We start from the raw sequence: 17158 nt of genomic DNA, 5'->3' as shown, positions 1-17158 counted from the left end.
CAATGTACAAGGTGTTTGGGACACCGCAACAAGAGGTCCGTCTGATGTCGATTTCAAAGTTAACCTTTACAACACTGAATTGTGCCGCCGCTTTGGCGGCTTTGGTCGTTACAGGCTCCGGCAAAGCTGATGCCGGCGAGTTCGAACTTGATTGGGGCACCTACGACTGGCCCGGCGGCAATCTTGGCCCGCTGACACGCACCCTGCGGGACCAATACGGGTTCGAGGTTGACCTGACCTTTGAACATACAGGCAACTACACCGCCTTCAGCGGGGAAGGGACACCCAACGATTCTGCTATCTTTGGGGGCAATGTGGAATCGCTCGTGGTCATTTCCAACGCGCCGCCAAACCGCGGGCGTTTCGGGGACGCGCGGACGACTTCCTCCATCTCCTCCAGTTCGGGCGGGGTCGCCTTTCCGATCGACAATCTGCAGATCGACATTTTGGATATTGACGCCAGCGACAGCAACGCCGGGTCTGACCGTTGCGATTTTGTAACCGCCTTTGGTGACAACGGCAATCCGACGCTCGCACCTGTAAGCGCCGCACCCGCGGTGCTTGTCGGTCCCGGTCCCGGATCTGGCTTCACCGGCACCATCGGCGCGAACCAGGCACAATGTATCTATGTCGAAGGGCTCGGGGCCTCGCCCACATCGAACAACGATGACACCGGCACCGTGCGGGCGACCTTCCCCGACAGCACCTCGACGGTCACCTTCTGGTATGATGAAACGATTGGCAACGTGCGCAATTATAGCCAGTTCACCAATTATGACCCCGCCCCGCGGGGCATCGGCATGTTCGGTGCGGCAACGTTCAATGTGGATCAAAGCATTTCATTGACACGTACCGCCAGCCCCAGCACAGGGACGCAGGGTGAGACTGTGACCTACACTTACACGGTCACAAACACCGGCGCGCTGCCGTTCAACACCGGGCAGGACATTGTGATCGACGACGATCTGCTGGGGCCAGTGCTCTGCCCCGCGATCACCACGCCTGTCGCCCCGGGTGGTACAATCGTCTGTCAGGAAGACTACACCATTCAGGCGGCCGATGTGCTGACGGGGTCCGTGGACAGCAACGCGGTTGCGGGCATTGGCCGCATCGGCCAGCCTTTTGTTTCACGGTTGCAGTCGAATTCTGAATCCCTGTCCATCGTCAGCAGCGTGCTGTCAGGCGAGACCGGTTCGCAAAGCTGCACGCCTCAGTCCGTCTTCCGCCAGCCATCGACCCAGTTGGCAGGGCCCGGCAGCCCGACGAATGTAACCCCGTCAGACATCTTCCTGTTCGACGACGTGACAACCGATATCAACGGCAACCCGATCGATGTGGTCATGCAGGTCACGAGCATCAATAATGCGACCGCGCTTACCCTCGATACATCCCTCGAGGCGCGCATGACGCCAGAGGACGACGCATACATCACGTACCGTCTGCGGCTGGTCCAAGATGGCACGGCCACAGCGGCCAACCCGCAAGGTCTGGCCATTGACCAAAGCCGCATCAACGGGGTCATTGTCCAGCAAACGGATGTGGACAGCCGCGGCGCGGGCGATGATTCTTCGGATGTGGTGGGCTCGCTCACCAATCCGACGGTGACCTCTTTCTTCAACACCGCGCCCTTGTCGTCTTTTCCGGCCGGGCCGAACGCGATCGCGATGGATCCTGCCAAGACAGGCAACCCGCTTGATTGGGAAGACGAGCCGAATGAATCGAGCTTTGACAACTACGCCACCTATGAATTCAACACCTTCGTAGAAGCTGAATTCATCCACGGCTACACAGGGTCATCCGACCGTAGCGCGACGCGCGGGTCCGGTATCCAGCTTTGTGCGATCTCGAACACCTCGCCCGATGTTGTCGCGCAAGACGACGACTACACCGCGTCGCCCGTGAACACCTTGCTGGGCGGCACCGCAGGCGAGGTTATGTCGAATGACACGATCAACGGCCTGCCCGCCGCCTTCCCGACCGCGACGCTGACTGTATTGACCGAAGCCGTGCCGCAGAACACGGGCGATCCTGTGCCGGTTCTGGAAACAGCCGGTGCCGAAGCTGGTCGCGTTATCGTCCCAGCGGGCGTTCCCGCTGGCGTCTACACCATCGAATACCAGCTCTGCGATGCGCTGGACCCCGCAGATTGCGACCGCGCGTTGGTCACGGTGGCCGTCTTTGCCGGGCTGGGTGTGGACTTTGGCGATGCTCCGCTTAGCTACCTCACGCCGACGCACGGCGTTGATGCTTCTCCGGGTGTGTATCTGGGCCTGATCGAACCGGATATCGAACTGGTCGCGCAATCTGATGCGACGGCGACAGCGGATGACCTGATCGGGACCGACGACGAAGACGGGATCACCTTTCCCGTCCTGACCCAGGGCACGATCAGCACGCTCGACGTCACCGTAACAGGCAATGGTAACCTGCAAGCCTGGATCGATTTCAACGGCGACGGTCTGTTCGAAGAGACCTTGGGCGAGCGCATCGCGCTTGACCTCAAGGACGACGGCACCCAATTCGACAATGTCGCGGGCGATGGTGTGATCCAGATCGACGTGACCGTGCCTTCGGATGCGACCACATCGACCACCTACGCGCGCTTCCGCTACGGCTCCGAGACGGGGTTGAACACATCGGACTTTGCCGTGGATGGCGAGGTAGAGGATTATTCGCTGGTCATTGCGGCTGCTGATCTGTCCGACCGCGGCGATGCGCCTGCAACCTATGGCGATCCGCGTCACATCGTGGCGCAGGACATCTATCTGGGTGCCGGCGAACCTGACACCGAACAGACCCCACAGCATAGCCCCGATTCCGATGCGGATGACCTGTCGGGCTTTGACGACGAGGATTCCATCGCCGTCTTTCCCATCCTCGAGGCCGGCACAACCGTGCCCCTGACCATCGTGACCCATGAAACCCTGAGCGCTCAGCTTGCCTTGGGCATTCCGGTAACCGCGGGGATCACCAACCTGCAACTTTGGGTCGACTTTGACCAAAGCGGCACCTTCGAGACGTCCGAACACATTGCGGTCGATTACCGTGACGGGGGCGCGGGCGATACCGACGGGGTGTTCAACAACCAGATCACGCTGAACATCCCTGTCCCTGCGAATATCACCAGCGGCTTTTCCCATGCACGTATCCGCTGGTCGACCTCTAGCGCCGTCGCGGCGGACCCCTTTGATGGTCTGAATTTCGACGGCGAGGTCGAGGACTACAAAGTAATCCTCTCGGCTGGGGCGGTGCCCTTTACCTGCGATGGCTCGCTGTATCGTGTGACGCAGACGGATTCGCAGCTGCAGCGGCTCAGCTTTGCGGAAAGCGCTGGCGTGTACAGCATCACCGCGACCGACATCGGTGCCCCTGCGGGCGCGCAATATGATGGCGGCTGGGGCTTTAACGCGCTCGATGGGTTGTTCTACGGGGTGCGCGCTGCCACGCGCGAGCTGATCCGCCTGGACTCTACCGGCAACTACGAGGTCGTCTCGACGCTCCCCGCGGCGGCGGCGGTAGGCTCCACCGCGGGCGACATCCTGCCCAACGGGGTGATGGTCTATCGTGTCAACGGGGCCAACGCGTTGCAGCTGCTGGATCTTTCCGATCCGTCCGCGCCCGTTGATCTGGGCCTGATCACGCTGTCGGCTGCGGTTGAACCGTCGGACATCGCCTATAATCCGAACGACGGCATGTTGTACGGCGTCAACGAGGCCTCTGACCGTCTGTTCTATATCGACCCTGCGGATGGTACGTCGGGCACCCGCGCGCCGGTTGAATTCGGCCCGACCGCCTGGACAGGGTCCTATGGCGCGGTGTGGTTCGATTTCTACGGCCGCATGTACATCAACCAGAACGTCACAAACGAGGTCTATGAGGCCGACGTGGGCATTCAGGGCTCCGGCTCCGGCGGGGGTCAGTTGATCAATACGGTGCCTGTCGGCGAGGGTGGCCTGAACGACGGTGCCGCCTGCCCTTCGCGCTTTGGCCCGCTGCCGCCCGAAGGGGACCTGTCCGGCGTCGTCTACCGCGACACCAACTACTCGGACAGCTACCAGCCCGGTGAAACCGTGATCAGCGCCGTGACCGTGTCCCTCTACGACGACAATGGCACAGCCGACACCGCGGATGACACGTTCCTGACCAGCATAGAGACAGCCAGCAACGGCACCTATCTCTTTTCTGACCTATCTGCCACAGCGACCTACCGCGTAGAGGTCGACGCAGCCGATCCCGACATGCCCCCCGGGCTTGTGGCCGGTACCGTGAACCCGCAGACGGGCGTATCAATCACCGCCGGCAGCGTGCGCACCCTTGATTTCGGGTTTGTGAACGGCGGGGCGACAGCGGACCTGTCCCTGACCAAGGGCGTGTTCGACACCGGCGGTCAGCCGGTCACCCAAGCGGGCCCGGGCACAGAGCTTGATTTCGTGCTCACCGTGACAAACGACGGCCCTGACGGCACCACCGGTGTGCGGGTCCGTGATCTGATCCCCGACGGGTTCACCTTTGTCTCTGCCACACCGGCGGATGGTACCGATACCTATGACGCCGACACCGGTACATGGGACGTCGGCGAGGTGGCCAATGGCGCGAGCGAGACCCTGACCGTGCGGGTCACGATGAACGCCACAGGCGAGCATACCAACGTGGCCGAGATCATCGGCTCTGACCTGCCGGATCCCGATAGCGATCCGCTGGTGGGCCCGCTGACGGACGATCTGGGCGACGGGGTTGCCGATGACGACGAAGCCGCCGTGAGCGTGAGTTTTGCCGGATCCGGCCCAAGCTTGTCTGGTAAGGTCTTTATCGACAATGGTGCAGGTTCCGACACAGCCTATGACGCGCTGCAAGGGGCCTCAGAAGCCGATACCGGTGCGGCCGAAGTCCGCATCACCGATAGCAGCGGCACGTTGATCGGGTCGCCACAGGTTGCCAGCGATGGCAGCTGGAGCCTGACCCTGCCCGAAGGATTTGCCGATGATGTCACCATCACCGTGGTCCCGGATAGCGGCTTGCTCACCGTGTCGGAAAACCCCGGTGCCCTGCCCGGCCTGGTCAACCCGGCCAGCGGCGATGGCAGCTTTACCTTCACGCCTGCGGCGGGGACATCCTATCCTGATCTGGATGTCGGCCTTATCGAGGACGCCCGGCTGAGCGAAAGCCAGCAAAGCGCGATCCGTCCGGCACAGGTGGTGACCCTGCGGCATGAATATCTTGCCGATGCAGAAGGCTCTGTGGTGTTTGACATCGACATCCAGTCGATCACCGCGCCGGGGCTCTTTTCCGTCGCACTTTTCGAGGATGCCGCCTGCGACGGGACAGCCACCAGCCCCATCACTACAGCCCTGCCCGTGACCCCTGACACGCGTATCTGTCTGGTGGCCCGTGTCGCCGCCTCGGGTGCGGCGGCACCGGGGTCGACCATCGCCTTTGATGTGGTCGCCGACACGACCTATGGCGCGACCGGCGCGACCGAGCAGGACCGCAACACCGATCTGGTGCGGGTAGAATCCTCCGAAGGGGTGCTGAAACTGCGCAAGACCGTCCGCAATGTGACCCAAGGCACGCCCGAAGGCGTCAGCAACGGTGCCGCCGCGGGGGATGTGCTTGAATATCGCATCTTCCTCGATAACCCTGGCGAGCTGCCCGCGACCAACATCGTGATCCACGACCGCACGCCGCCCTACACAGAACTGGCATCCGCCATCCCAAGCCCGGTGTCCATCGGCGGCGATGTGGTCTGCACGATGACCACGCCCGGGGCAGATACGGCGGGCTATGCGGGGGCGTTGCAATGGGACTGCACCGGATCCCATGAACCGGGTGCAACGGGGTCTGTGTCCTTTGAGGTGCGGATCGCCCCCTAAGTCGGCCCTTAAGGTCAGGCGCGCGAGGGGGGGGCTTCCCTCGCCCCACACGAACAAAAATCCCCCCGTACCGCTGATGCGGCGCGGGGGGATTTGCAACAGGGATAGGCGACATGCCCGATGGTCCGGTGCCAAAGGATCAGCCTAAGAGGCGCACCAACATCCAAAGCCCCATGCCCAGCATCATCAGGTTCTCGGTCAGTGACACAAAGCCAAGCGGCACATTGCTACTGCCGCCCACGCAGGCGCATTTCAGCTCGCGCTTGTCGATATAGACCGCTTTGATCACCGAGATCGCCCCGATGCCACCGATCACGATCGCGATCGGTGCTGCCAGCCACAGCAGCGCCCCTGCGGTCATGGCGATGCCTGCAAAGGCCTCTCCGAACGGGTAGATCTTGCCGTAGGGCACCCAGCGTTTTGCCAACAGGTCATAGTTCAGGAACATGGTCGAGAAACTCTCGATATCCTGCAATTTCTGCACGGCGAGGAAACACATCGAGATCGAGATAAACCACTGGAACGCCTGCACCGTAAAGATGCTTTCGAAGGCAAACCACGACAGGCCAAGCGCCATCAGAAAGGCGACCGAGAAGATGGCGATCACCGGCTGGTACGACGTGTCAGATTGTTGCTCCTTGGGTTTGTCCAAGCCAAAATAGACCCGCAGATCGTCATAGCCGCCGATCCGTTCCCCGCCGATAAAACTCTGCGGCGTCGTTTCGACATCATGTTTTGCCTTGAACGCGTCCGTCTCTTCGCGCGTTGTCAGGTGGTGGTCCTTGACCTCGAACCCCTGACGCTCCAGCAGGTCTTTCGATTTCAGACCGTAGGGGCAGGTGTGATCGGGCATCACCATACGGTAGAGTTTTGCCGGTTGTGTCTGCTGTTGCGTCATTGTGTCCTCACTTCCCGTCGATTTCCGGTGTTGCGGCCGGCCCGCCTTCAAGATCCGTGATCAGGGCCTTCATCTCGTCGATCTCAAGCCGTTGCGCTTTGATGATATCATCCGCCAGCTTGCGCACCCGCGGGTCCGAGATATTGGCACGCTCGCTTGTCAGGATCGCAATGGAATGGTGCGGGATCATCGCACGCATCCACGCCGTGTCATCGACCGTGGACTGGCTGCGCACCAGAAACAGCGACACCGCAAAAACCAGCGCGCTGCCTGCAAAAATCGCGATATTCACGCCACGGTTGCTGTACATCCCCAGCATGAACGCCAGCATGATGATCGCCATCACCGCGCCCATATACAGCGCCATATAGCTGCGGGTTTCGCTAAAGAACACGTGATCGATTGCGTAGGTATTCAGATACATTAAGCCGAACATCACCACCGTTGATGTGATGATCATTGCAAAGAACCGCCAGTATGACATGGGATGACCTTTCGTGATGTTGCTATGACAACAAAACCGCCTTCCCGCGCAGGAGGGTTCCCGCCGACCTGCATTATTTCACATATCTTGCTCTTGTGACTGCGGGCGAAAGCCCTGCCCTCGCCCGCAGATCAGACTTGAGATTAGCTATAGGCACCAGCGGAATAGGTCAGCTCGTAGCTGTGGCTGTACAGCTCGAACACGATGCCAAAGGGGTCTTCGACATAGACCATGCGATAGGGTTTATCGTCGGGGAAGTATTCGCGCACCGGCATCCGCTGCTTGCCCCCTGCCGCGACGATCTTGGCCAGCAGATCTTCGAGGTTGGGGTCCTGAATGGCGAAATGGAACGTGCCGTGCTGGCGGAAATTCAGCGGGTCTGCAGGGGCGTGGTTGCCGTCAAATTCGAACAACTCGATCCCGATACGGTCTGCCGTGGCAAGATGCGCGATACGCAGGCGGCCCCAGCCTTCGCCAAAGACATCGGTACACATCTGCCCGATATCGCTGCCGTCTTCGACAATCTCTGTCGGTTGCATGATGACGTAAAACCCCAGCACGTCGGCGTAGAATTTTACGGCTTGGTCCAGATCCGGCACGGAAAGCCCGATATGAGAGAAACTGCGTGGTGTCGGTGTCATGGTCTATCCTTTGTTCTGCGATACCCCATGATTTAGGTGGACCGCGCGCAAACATAAAATTATCATATGGAATGAAATTGATAAAATTATGGAATGCCCCGCGTGTTAAACGCCTCATGGCTCGAAACCTTCACGACCCTATGTGACGTCGGGCATTTCACCCGCACCGCAGACCGGCTGGCCATGACCCAGCCCGGGGTGTCGCAGCATATCCGCAAACTGGAGCAACAGGTCGGCCAGCCGTTGATCCTGCGCGAGGGCAAGTCGTTTACCCTTACCCCCGCCGGAGAAGAGCTGCTGTCGATCGGCCGTGCCCGCCGGACAGAGGAGCGCGCCTTGCGCGAAATGATGCAGCGCGACGATCCTCTAACGGGCACGGTCCGGATAGGTTGTTCGGGCAGCTTTGCGTTACGGCTGTATCCGTATCTGATCGCGCGGATGCAGGAGGCCCCGAAGCTAAAAATGCACCTCAGCGCCGCCCCGCAGGCGCGTATTCTGGCGGATATTCTGGCAGGGACGCTTGATCTGGGTGTGGTGACCGCGGTCCCCGATATGCCCCGCGTTCAGGCCACGCCCCTGTCGCAAGAGGAACTTTGCCTCGTGCTGCCCGCCACCTTTAACGCGGCGGATCTGACGCTGCAGAAGCTTGACGACTTGGGGTTCATCGCGCATCCCGATGGCAATGCCTATGCCGATGATCTTCTCGGGCGCAACTTTGATGACTACCGCGGGGCAGAGCATTTGCGGCTGCGCAGTTTTATCAACCAGATCGGGCAAATCCCCCTGCCCGTGGCCCAAGGGCTGGGGTATACCATCCTGCCGCGGTCTGGGGTGGAGGGGTTTGCGCACCGCGACGCGCTGGCGGTGCATACCCTGCCCCAACGGCGGTTTCACGACCTGTGGCTGATCGCACGTAAAGACCGCGCTTCATTTGCCCGCGTCGCAGCCACCGCCGACGGCATACTTGGGCTGCAATAGCCCGTTGGCGGTGCCCCGACCTATCTGACCACATGCACCGCGCATTTGGCGTGACGCACCACATATTGCGCGACCGACCCCAGCAGGATGTCAGAAAACGCGGGCTGATGCGACGCGATCACGATACAGTCGGTCCCGTTTTCCTCGGCCCAGCGTGTCGCCCTTGGCCCGGCGCGCCCGTCCGCAATCGCTGTCGCGGCCCCCGGCAAGCTTGGCGCCAGCGCATCCAGCCGCGCCTGTACCGCCTCGCGCGTGGAGGTCACGATGTCGGTGGGGATGTATTCGGCGACATAGACCGGCACCGCCTCTATCACATGCAGCAGGGTCAATCTGGCGTCCGGTGCCGCCAGCGCCTGCGCCGCATAAAAGGCGTTCTGGGTGATCTCGGGGGTTTCGAAAACAACGGGGATCAGGATATTCTTGTACATGCCGCACTCTCCTATGAAGGTGCAGACAGTGAACGCCTTGGGGTGCCCTGCGTCGTTGATACAGATCAAATCAAGGGGAATATTTCCCTAGTCGCAGTCATCGCCCGAAGCCGCGTGCAGCGCGTCCACATCGGCCACGCGGAAACGGCGATGGTCGACAAAGTTCAGGATACCTTCTTTCTTCATCGCGCCAAGCTGGCGACTGACCGTTTCAAGCGTGAGCCCCAGATAGTTGGCGATCTCGTGCCGTGTAAGCGGCAAGACCAGCTCTTGCTGTGGGGTAGCCGCATTGGCCAATTGCTGCCGCCGTGCCAGCATTTCAATGAAGGTCGCGATCTTTTCGCGCGCGGTTTTGCGGCCCAGCAACAGCATCCAGTCACGCGCCGCGTCCAGCTCATCCAGTGCCATCTCCATCAGCCGTTGGGCGATATGCGGCGTGGTTTCGATCAGCGCCTCGAAGGGTTTGCGCTGGAAGCAGCACAGCGTCACATCGGTAACGGCGACCACGTCGAAATCAATCGCCGCGCGGCCCGGACGGCCGATGAAATCCGACGGGAAAAGCAGCCCCACCATCTGGGTGCGCCCGTCTTCCATCGTTTTGCCAAGACTCGCGACGCCCGACACGACCGACGCGACATAGGTCAGACCGTCGCCACGCCAAAGCACCGGATCACCGGCCTTGAACGACCGATAGGTCTTGATCTGCTCAAGCATCAGCAGTTCATCATCATCGCACCGCGCACAAACGGCGCGGTGGCGGATCGGGCATTCACTGCATTTTGGGCGCGACTGAAGATCAAGCATGGCGCGATCATAGCGTCCAACCGCGCGGATCACCATCACCAAGACGCACCGCCACAGCGCTGCGTCCCGATGTCGCTTGGCCCTTCAGGTCACGTTGCGCTTCTGGTGATATTCGGGCCGGTCCCAACTGCGGGTCGCAAGGATGTCGGCAAGGATGTCGACCGCGCCACGTACGTCGTCTTCGTCGATGTACAAAGGCGTGAAGCCAAAGCGCATGATGTCAGGCGCGCGGAAATCACCGATCACGTCCCGCGCGATCAACGCCTGCATCACCGCATACCCGTTCTTTGACGCGAAAGACACCTGACTGCCGCGCTGGTTTGCATCCCGTGGGCTGGCCAACACAAGCTCGGGGCATTTTTCTTCGACCAGCGCGATAAACAGCTCGCTTAACGCGACAGACTTTGCACGCAGCTCGGCCATATCCACGTCGTCCCAAAGCCCAAGCGCATGTTCCAGCGCGGTCATCTGGATCACAGGGGGCGTGCCGACGCGCATGCGCTCGATGCCCGCAGCGGGGCGGTATCCGGTCTCGAAGGCGAAGGGCGCATCATGCCCCAGCCATCCAGCCAAAGCGGGCTGGATGTCCGCGACGATATCAGGGCGCGCATAGATGAACGCAGGGGCCCCCGGCCCGCCGTTGAGGTATTTATAGGTGCAGCCGACGGCGAATTCCGCGTTGCAGGCCGCGACATCGACGGGCACTGCGCCTGCGCTATGGGCCAGATCCCACAGCATCACCGCCCCTGCCCCATGGGCCGCCGCGGTCACTTGCGCCATGTCGTGCATGCGGCCTGTGCGGTAATCCACTTGGGTGATCATCGCGACAGCCACGTCATCGGTCATGGCGCTGGGGACATCCTCGGGGGCGACAATGCGCAGCTCGTAGCCTTGCCCCAACTGCTGGATCAGCCCCTCGGCCATATACAGGTCCGACGGGAAGTTCCCGCTGTCCGACAGGATCACCCGCCGGTCAGGGCGCATCTTGAGAGCGGCAGACAGGGCCTGAAACACCTTGACCGATAGCGTGTCGCCCATGGTGACCGCGCCCTCGGGTGCGCCGATCAGGCGGGCAATGCGGTTGCCGACCCTTGCGGGCTGCGCCATCCAGCCGTCAAGGTTCCAGCCCTTGATCAGATGCGCGCCCCATTGTGCCTGCACCACGTCCTGCACCTTTTCGGCCGTCCCCACAGGCAGAGGCCCAAGCGAGTTCCCATCGAGGTAGATCATGCCGTCGGGCAGGGAAAAGCGGTCTTTCATCGGCAATCGGGTCACAGGGCACCTCTTACGTTCCAGAGTTCGGGGAAAAGTTCGACCTCGAGCATCCGGCGCAGGTATTTCACCCCCGACGTGCCGCCCGTGCCGCGTTTGAAGCCGATGATGCGTTCCACCGTGGTCACATGGTTGAAGCGCCAGCGGCGGAAGTAGTCTTCGAGATCGACCAGCTTTTCGGCCAGCTCGTACAGCTGCCAATGGGCGCGCGGATCTTGGTAGACGCGCACCCATGCCTGCATCACCGCATCATTCGCGGCATGAGGCGTGTCCATCGCATAGACTTGCGGGTCAAAGCTTTGCCCCGTTGCCTCTGCCAGCAGATCAAGCGCCACGTGATAAAGCGATTTGGTGCCCAGTTCCTGCGTCAGCATGTGGTGCAGTTCGGGGCGATGTTCATGCACTTTCATCATCGCGCGGTTGCGGTTGCCGAGGATGAATTCGATCAGCCGGTATTGATGCGACTGGAACCCCGAGGACGCGCCAAGGTCATCGCGGAAATCGCTGTATTCACTGGGGGTCATGGTGCGCAGCACATCCCACGCGCTGTTGAGCTGTTCAAAGATGCGCGCCACACGGGTCAGCATCTTCATCGCAGGCGAAAAATCGCCCGCCGCGAGATGGGTGCGCGCCGACGACAGCTCGTGCAGGCACAGGCGCATCCATAGCTCTGAGGTCTGATGCTGGATGATGAACAGCATCTCGTCATGGGCATCGGATTTGCAGTTTTGCGCCCCGAGGATCGGGTCGAGCGACAAATAGTCGGTATAGGACATATCCTTGGCAAAGGACATTTGCGCCCCTTCGTCAGCGGGGTTGTAGCCGGTCATGCGGGGTGCTCCGATTGGGGGCCGAGGGTTCTTGCAAAGGGCGAATGGGCCGGCATCAGCGTCGAAAGCTCCTCGAACGCGGCGATGCTAAGGCCGGTGTGATGGCGAAAGGCCGCAAGCGCCGCCGCCGGATCATGATCAAGTGCTGCCTGATAGAGCGCGCGATGCGGCTCTAGCGCCATACCGGCAGAGAATACCTCTGCCGCTTTGGCCGCGAGCGGGGGCGCGCTTTGGGTCAGATCGCGCAGGCCCGCCTGAATAAAACGGTGGTAGCGCCCCAGCTGGTCCTGCAACTGCCCTGCAAACCGCGCCATCCAATCAGAGCGCGCCCCCGCTACCAATGCCTGATGAAAGGCCAGATGCCGGCGTGTCCATTGGGCCAAGGCCTCGTCATTATGGATCACCGAGGGCACGGGAGTTTGCGACAGGTGGTGATAGGCGCCGATCACCCCAGCCTCCCACGCGTCATCCGCGTGGCTGACGGAATGGGCCAGCATCGCGCCTTCGATGGCATCGCGGCTGCGTTCCAGGTCCAGCAGATCGGCACGGGTCAGCGGGGTGACGCAAAAGCCCTTGTTATGCTCGGGCACGACAAGCTGTTCAGCTGCCAGCCGGTTCAGACATTCGCGCAGCGGCGTCAGGCCGATGGCATAGCGGTCCGACAGGGCCGGTAGGCGCAGCGCCATGCCCGGTGCCAGATCCAGCGACAGGATATCGTGGCGAAGCCGATCGAATAAAATGTCCGATTTCGATTGCCGAAGTCTCATGATGCGCCCCTTTCGAAACACACCATGCCAAATAAATACGATCATGTAAATCGTATACGATTATATCTGACGTAAATCGCGATCATCGTACGAACTGCCGCCGTGCGCATAGCAACTTGGCGCTTTCTCAAGCCCATCACCGGCAATCGCACCCCGGCCCTACGCCTTGGGCAGTTAGTCAAGAATAGAAATCTTTTGCTTCCAGCTGGCTTGCGTCTCGCGAAACAGTTACGTTATAACATAACCTACACTTTCCACCTGATCCTAATGGAGCCCACGATGACCCGCATCCACACCGCATTTCTTTCCGCTCTGGCCGCGACCTCTCTTGCCGCCACAGCCTTGCCCGCCCTTGCGGATCACGCCAAAGACAAGACGCATGACCACGAAGCCCACGATCACAGCCACGACCATGACCATGGCCACAAACATGACCACGGCGACGACGACATCTACAAAGGCTACTTCGACGATGCGCAGATCAAACCGCGCCCGCTGGCCGACTGGGAGGGCGACTGGCAGTCCGTCTACCCGCTGCTGCAAAGCGGTGATCTGGACGCGGTGATGGCGGCCAAAGCAGCCAAAGGCGACAAAACCGCCGAGGAATACAAAGCCTATTACGCCACCGGCTATGCCACCGATGTCGACCGGATCGTATTCTCGGGCGATACCGCGACCTTCTACACGGGCGAGACATCGGTGCAGGGGCGGTATGAAAGCGATGGCTTCGAGGTGTTGACCTATGAAAAGGGTAATCGCGGTGTGCGTTATATCTTTGAAAAGGTCAGCGGCGACGCCGAGGCTCCGATGTTCTTTCAATTCAGCGACCACAAGATCGCGCCCGCCAAGGCAGATCACTATCACCTTTATTGGGGGGATGATCGCGCGGACCTGCTGAAAGAGGTCACCAACTGGCCGACATATTACCCCGCGGCCCTAAGCCCCGCCGACATCTCTGCCGAGATGCAGGCGCACTGACTTCCTGCGCCGCTGCACGCCTTGGCGGTGGCGGCGCACCCCTTGCTTCCAGCGACAAAAGTACCATGCCGAAAACCACCCTTCGCCAGCCCAACTGCCGCAGCAGCCTTGCCGCACGCCGCCGCACGCAGGACCCGATGGCCGCCTATGACCGCTTGCCGCCGGAACTGCGCGGCTGGCTGGCCCAAGCGGCATTGCCTTGGTCCGCACGCTCTGCCCTGCGGGCGTGGCAGCGCGCCTTGCAGCGGTTCAGTGGCGATACGGATGCCGCAAAACAGCACCTGTCGCGCTGCGAGCGCAACACGCTGACCCGCGACCGTCTGCATATGCCGGAAGGCCCTGCCAAATGCGCAGGTGTCCGCCCCTTCTGATTGGCCGATCTGGCCTTTGACCCGCGCCGCCCTACTTGAGCTGACAGAATGATACGGGATGCCGCCGCTTGGTGGTGCCCGTGATCGACCCTTGATGTGATAGGAAAGCTATGTGCCGCGTTCTCGCCTATATCGGGCCTGAAATCCCGCTTGAAAGCCTGCTGATCAAGCCGGAAAACAGCCTGATCAACCAAAGCCTTGACCCCGAGCTGCACCCGAACCTGCAGCTGGCTGGTTGGGGCTTCGGATTATGGAGCGCGCATCTGCTGAAGCCCGAGGAACCGCTGTTATATCACCGCCCTATGGCCGCGTTCCACGATGACAACGCCCCCGGCATCATCCCCAGCTTGCAGGCAAGCACCATGCTCGCCCATGTCCGCGCCGCGGCCTATGACGCACGCAACGTGCTGGCGGACGAGAACTGCCACCCCTTCTCGTTCAAGGGCACCCCGTGGATCATCGCGCAAAACGGAGCCCTGCCCCATTGGCGGCTGCTGCAGCGCGAATTGCTGCCCCTGTGCAAAGACGATTTCCTGCGGCAGATGAAAGGCACGACGGACACGGAATTCTTCTACGTGCTGCTGCTGTCCCTGCTGGAAGGCGATAGCGATGACGACGTGCAGGCGGCGTTCGAGAAGCTGCTTGATGCCGTCTTGCAGGCGATGCGCAAACTGGATCTGGTCGCCCTGACCAAGTTGAAGATCGCGCTGGTGTCCACCGACCGGATCATCGGCGTGAACTATGGGGCCGGCCACAAGGGCGAAACCGCGCCCGAAGGCGACTGGCAAGAGCTGCGCAAGGCCGGCCCCGGCACCGATGACTATTCCCTGTCAATGCTGCTTGAGCCGATGTACCTGTTAATGGGCGAGAATTTTGAGGACTACGCCGACAGCTACAAGGTCGATGCCAGCCCCGAAGGCGAAGCGACCTCGGCCATTTTCGCGTCTGAACCGTTGACCGAGGATGGTTCCGACTGGCTGCACATCCGCTTCGGAGAGATGGTGAGCCTGCGTCGCGACGGCGGCAAGATCAGCAAAACGATCACCAAGCTGGACGTATAGACGATGGCCGACCGCTACCCTGATTTCGCCACGCTCGCCGCGGCGCATGATCACGACCGGGACTACCGTATCACCGTGCAGGATCGCGGCACATGCGTCGCGATCCTTGCGCCCCACGGCGGGACGATCGAACCGGAAACGGCAAGCATCGCACGGGCTGTTGCTGGGGATGATCTGTCGTTCTATCTGTTCGAAGCGCTGCGCGCCGGGGCGCATGGCGATTACCACATCACCTCGCATCGGTTTGATGAACCTCGGGCGCTGGCACTGGTGGCTGGGGCGGACACGTCGATCGCCATTCACGGGCGCAAGGATGATGGCACCGACACGGTCTGGCTGGGCGGGCGTGACGAAATCCTGCGGGATGCTGTGGGCGACGCATTGCGCGCGGCGGGGTTTGGGGCCGCGCTGAACACGGCCCTGCCCGGCGTACACCCCAGCAACATCTGCAACCGTACCCGCAGCGGCGCGGGCGTGCAGTTGGAACTGCCCCGATCCCTGCGCCGCTGCTTGGCAGAGGATGGCAGGATGATGGCGCGCTTTAGCACAGCGCTTCGGGCGGCCATGTCAGCGGCGGGCCTGGCCGGCGACGCGGCTACCCGCCCAGCTTGATGCTCACCGGTCCGACCGACAGGGATTGCGGGGCCAGCGCATCGGCGTCTCGCAACCCCTTTATCAGCGCAATGGCAGAGGCCGAGGTGCCCGGCAGGAAGTGATTGCTGCCCGTGTCGGCGATACCCGTCATATCCATCACGAAGACGCCAAGCCCTTCAAGCTGGTTCATTTCCTCTACCGATCCCAAACGCGCGGCACCCCCTGACAAGCCCGACGACAGGCGCAACAGCCGGTCGTTCTGTGCAATCGCCACGGTAAAGGGCTGCGGCAACTGGCCAAGCGCACGGGCCTGTGCACGGAACAGATCCATATCAATATCAGGCGAGATCAGCGTCGTCGCCGACAAACGGTCCAGCAGGGCGCGGTCCCCGCTCAGCGCGATCTGTCGCAACGTCTCCATAATCAGCAGCCCGCCCATCGAATGCCCCACCAGCGATACGCGCAGCCCGTCCTCGCGCAGCAGGCGCCGCAGCAATGTCGCCAGCGCATCGCGGGCGATCAGCACGCTGTCGCGGTCATAGGTATATTCGAACGGGTTCGCTGCTGACGACCACGAAAAATGGATCTGCGGCCCCTTTAGTTCATAATCCCACGCCACCTGCGCATGACGATACGCGGCCTTGGCAAAGCTGTTGTTATAGCCGTGCACGAACAAGACCGCCTCTTGCCCCGGTGTCGACGCGGCGCGGGCGGCGGAGACCAGCGCCTCCAGATCCGGCAAGGTCTCTGCCCCGGTGAGGGCGAAATGGCGTGCCGGGTCGGCCCGCGATCCGCGGCTGCGTTCGATCTGACCGACCTCGTGGTTTGGCGGGATCGAGATGGCAAGCCGCGCGAAATCCAGCGTTTTGGCCCGCCCCGCCCCATAGGCGATCGGCGCGGGATCGGCGGTGCGTGTGGTCGCAACGAGCAGCTGTTGCACGCCCGCGCCCACATCCGCCCCTACACCTGCGCTGGTGTGGTCCGGATCAACGACAGAGAACCCGCCCTGCCCGCCACATCCGGCGACGGCACCCGCACTGGCAAGGGCGATAAAGTGGCGGCGGGTCGGTGTGCGCATCTGGGGGCCTTCCGGTCGTGTCGGGCGTATATACGCGCCGCCGCACCCTGCCCGTCAAGCCGGATGTCACGTCATGGCGGGTTTGGCCTCATGCGCTGACGGCA

The 17158-nt window shown here is 61.6% G+C and carries 15 protein-coding genes; 6 read left to right on the top strand and 9 right to left on the bottom strand.

Translation table 11 applies throughout. From position 1 onward, the window contains the following. The first annotated feature begins 44 nt into the window (after positions 1-44). On the top strand, positions 45-5870 hold the full coding sequence (locus GLP43_RS06615) for a GEVED domain-containing protein (RefSeq protein WP_237278691.1): 5826 nt from the start codon (positions 45-47) through the stop codon (positions 5868-5870). 139 nt (positions 5871-6009) lie between these two features. On the opposite strand, the gene GLP43_RS06610 is transcribed toward GLP43_RS06615, so the two are convergent. The 3 genes from GLP43_RS06610 to GLP43_RS06600 all read right to left on the bottom strand — a co-directional run bounded on the left by GLP43_RS06610 (position 6010) and on the right by GLP43_RS06600 (position 7893). Next, positions 6010-6768: a glutaredoxin family protein gene (locus GLP43_RS06610; RefSeq protein WP_237278690.1), complete on the bottom strand. Its 759-nt coding sequence runs from the start codon at positions 6766-6768 to the stop codon at positions 6010-6012. A gap of 7 nt (positions 6769-6775) precedes the next feature. Further along, entirely contained in the window at positions 6776-7252 is a 477-nt protein-coding gene (locus tag GLP43_RS06605; protein ID WP_237278689.1) for a DUF305 domain-containing protein, read from the bottom strand. Between the two features lie 143 nt (positions 7253-7395). Beyond that, on the bottom strand, positions 7396-7893 hold the full coding sequence (locus tag GLP43_RS06600; RefSeq protein ID WP_005852172.1) for a lactoylglutathione lyase family protein: 498 nt from the start codon (positions 7891-7893) through the stop codon (positions 7396-7398). A gap of 93 nt (positions 7894-7986) precedes the next feature. On the opposite strand from GLP43_RS06600, the gene GLP43_RS06595 reads away from it, so the two are divergent. Continuing rightward, on the top strand, positions 7987-8871 hold the full coding sequence (locus GLP43_RS06595; protein ID WP_237278688.1) for a LysR family transcriptional regulator: 885 nt from the start codon (positions 7987-7989) through the stop codon (positions 8869-8871). A gap of 20 nt (positions 8872-8891) precedes the next feature. Here the strand turns inward: GLP43_RS06595 and GLP43_RS06590 are convergent, their stop codons facing one another. The 5 genes from GLP43_RS06590 to GLP43_RS06570 form a co-directional block, all read right to left on the bottom strand. Beyond that, positions 8892-9299, bottom strand: coding sequence for a universal stress protein (locus GLP43_RS06590; protein WP_237278687.1), 408 nt, complete (start codon positions 9297-9299; stop codon positions 8892-8894). 87 nt (positions 9300-9386) lie between these two features. Beyond that, complete coding sequence (gene fnrL / locus GLP43_RS06585) at positions 9387-10139, bottom strand: transcriptional regulator FnrL (protein ID WP_272903252.1); 753 nt, start codon at positions 10137-10139, stop codon at positions 9387-9389. A gap of 48 nt (positions 10140-10187) precedes the next feature. Continuing rightward, positions 10188-11363 carry a kynureninase gene (kynU, locus tag GLP43_RS06580; protein ID WP_237279928.1) on the bottom strand — a complete coding sequence of 392 codons (1176 nt, stop codon included), beginning with the start codon at positions 11361-11363 and terminating at the stop codon, positions 10188-10190. Between the two features lie 11 nt (positions 11364-11374). Next, positions 11375-12205, bottom strand: coding sequence for a tryptophan 2,3-dioxygenase (locus GLP43_RS06575; protein WP_237278685.1), 831 nt, complete (start codon positions 12203-12205; stop codon positions 11375-11377). Beyond that, entirely contained in the window at positions 12202-12972 is a 771-nt protein-coding gene (locus GLP43_RS06570) for a GntR family transcriptional regulator (RefSeq protein ID WP_237278684.1), read from the bottom strand. Before GLP43_RS06570 ends, GLP43_RS06575 begins: the two co-directional genes overlap by 4 nt. A gap of 279 nt (positions 12973-13251) precedes the next feature. Between GLP43_RS06570 and GLP43_RS06565 the strand changes: the two genes are divergently transcribed. The 4 genes from GLP43_RS06565 to GLP43_RS06550 all read left to right on the top strand — a co-directional run bounded on the left by GLP43_RS06565 (position 13252) and on the right by GLP43_RS06550 (position 15994). Next, entirely contained in the window at positions 13252-13950 is a 699-nt protein-coding gene (locus GLP43_RS06565) for a ZinT family metal-binding protein (RefSeq protein ID WP_272903181.1), read from the top strand. Positions 13951-14015: 65 nt separating this feature from the next. Continuing rightward, positions 14016-14321: a DUF6525 family protein gene (locus GLP43_RS06560; protein WP_237278682.1), complete on the top strand. Its 306-nt coding sequence runs from the start codon at positions 14016-14018 to the stop codon at positions 14319-14321. Between the two features lie 110 nt (positions 14322-14431). Beyond that, entirely contained in the window at positions 14432-15382 is a 951-nt protein-coding gene (locus tag GLP43_RS06555; protein ID WP_237278681.1) for a class II glutamine amidotransferase, read from the top strand. Positions 15383-15385: 3 nt separating this feature from the next. Further along, positions 15386-15994, top strand: a complete 609-nt coding sequence (locus tag GLP43_RS06550) for a poly-gamma-glutamate hydrolase family protein (protein ID WP_237278680.1) — start codon at positions 15386-15388, stop codon at positions 15992-15994. Here GLP43_RS06550 and GLP43_RS06545 read toward each other — a convergent pair. Further along, on the bottom strand, positions 15978-17054 hold the full coding sequence (locus GLP43_RS06545; RefSeq protein ID WP_237278679.1) for an alpha/beta hydrolase: 1077 nt from the start codon (positions 17052-17054) through the stop codon (positions 15978-15980). The two genes, GLP43_RS06550 and GLP43_RS06545, sit on opposite strands and share 17 nt — an antisense overlap. Positions 17055-17158 lie beyond the last annotated feature (104 nt).

Source organism: Sulfitobacter sp. M39, assembly GCF_021735935.1.
Taxonomy (GTDB): Bacteria; Pseudomonadota; Alphaproteobacteria; order Rhodobacterales; family Rhodobacteraceae; genus Sulfitobacter.
This window is presented reverse-complemented; position numbering and strand designations above follow the sequence as displayed.

Excerpts from the sequence above, each read along its gene's own strand:
- GLP43_RS06615 (WP_237278691.1), top strand. The coding sequence starts at position 45 with ATGTCGATTTCAAAGTTAACCTTTACAACACTGAATTGTGCCGCCGCT.
- GLP43_RS06610 (WP_237278690.1), bottom strand. The coding sequence starts at position 6,768 with ATGACGCAACAGCAGACACAACCGGCAAAACTCTACCGTATGGTGATG.
- GLP43_RS06605 (WP_237278689.1), bottom strand. The coding sequence starts at position 7,252 with ATGTCATACTGGCGGTTCTTTGCAATGATCATCACATCAACGGTGGTG.
- GLP43_RS06600 (WP_005852172.1), bottom strand. The coding sequence starts at position 7,893 with ATGACACCGACACCACGCAGTTTCTCTCATATCGGGCTTTCCGTGCCG.
- GLP43_RS06595 (WP_237278688.1), top strand. The coding sequence starts at position 7,987 with ATGCCCCGCGTGTTAAACGCCTCATGGCTCGAAACCTTCACGACCCTA.
- GLP43_RS06590 (WP_237278687.1), bottom strand. The coding sequence starts at position 9,299 with ATGTACAAGAATATCCTGATCCCCGTTGTTTTCGAAACCCCCGAGATC.
- fnrL (WP_272903252.1), bottom strand. The coding sequence starts at position 10,139 with ATGGTGATCCGCGCGGTTGGACGCTATGATCGCGCCATGCTTGATCTT.
- kynU (WP_237279928.1), bottom strand. The coding sequence starts at position 11,363 with ATGAAAGACCGCTTTTCCCTGCCCGACGGCATGATCTACCTCGATGGG.
- GLP43_RS06575 (WP_237278685.1), bottom strand. The coding sequence starts at position 12,205 with ATGACCGGCTACAACCCCGCTGACGAAGGGGCGCAAATGTCCTTTGCC.
- GLP43_RS06570 (WP_237278684.1), bottom strand. The coding sequence starts at position 12,972 with ATGAGACTTCGGCAATCGAAATCGGACATTTTATTCGATCGGCTTCGC.
- GLP43_RS06565 (WP_272903181.1), top strand. The coding sequence starts at position 13,252 with ATGACCCGCATCCACACCGCATTTCTTTCCGCTCTGGCCGCGACCTCT.
- GLP43_RS06560 (WP_237278682.1), top strand. The coding sequence starts at position 14,016 with ATGCCGAAAACCACCCTTCGCCAGCCCAACTGCCGCAGCAGCCTTGCC.
- GLP43_RS06555 (WP_237278681.1), top strand. The coding sequence starts at position 14,432 with ATGTGCCGCGTTCTCGCCTATATCGGGCCTGAAATCCCGCTTGAAAGC.
- GLP43_RS06550 (WP_237278680.1), top strand. The coding sequence starts at position 15,386 with ATGGCCGACCGCTACCCTGATTTCGCCACGCTCGCCGCGGCGCATGAT.
- GLP43_RS06545 (WP_237278679.1), bottom strand. The coding sequence starts at position 17,054 with ATGCGCACACCGACCCGCCGCCACTTTATCGCCCTTGCCAGTGCGGGT.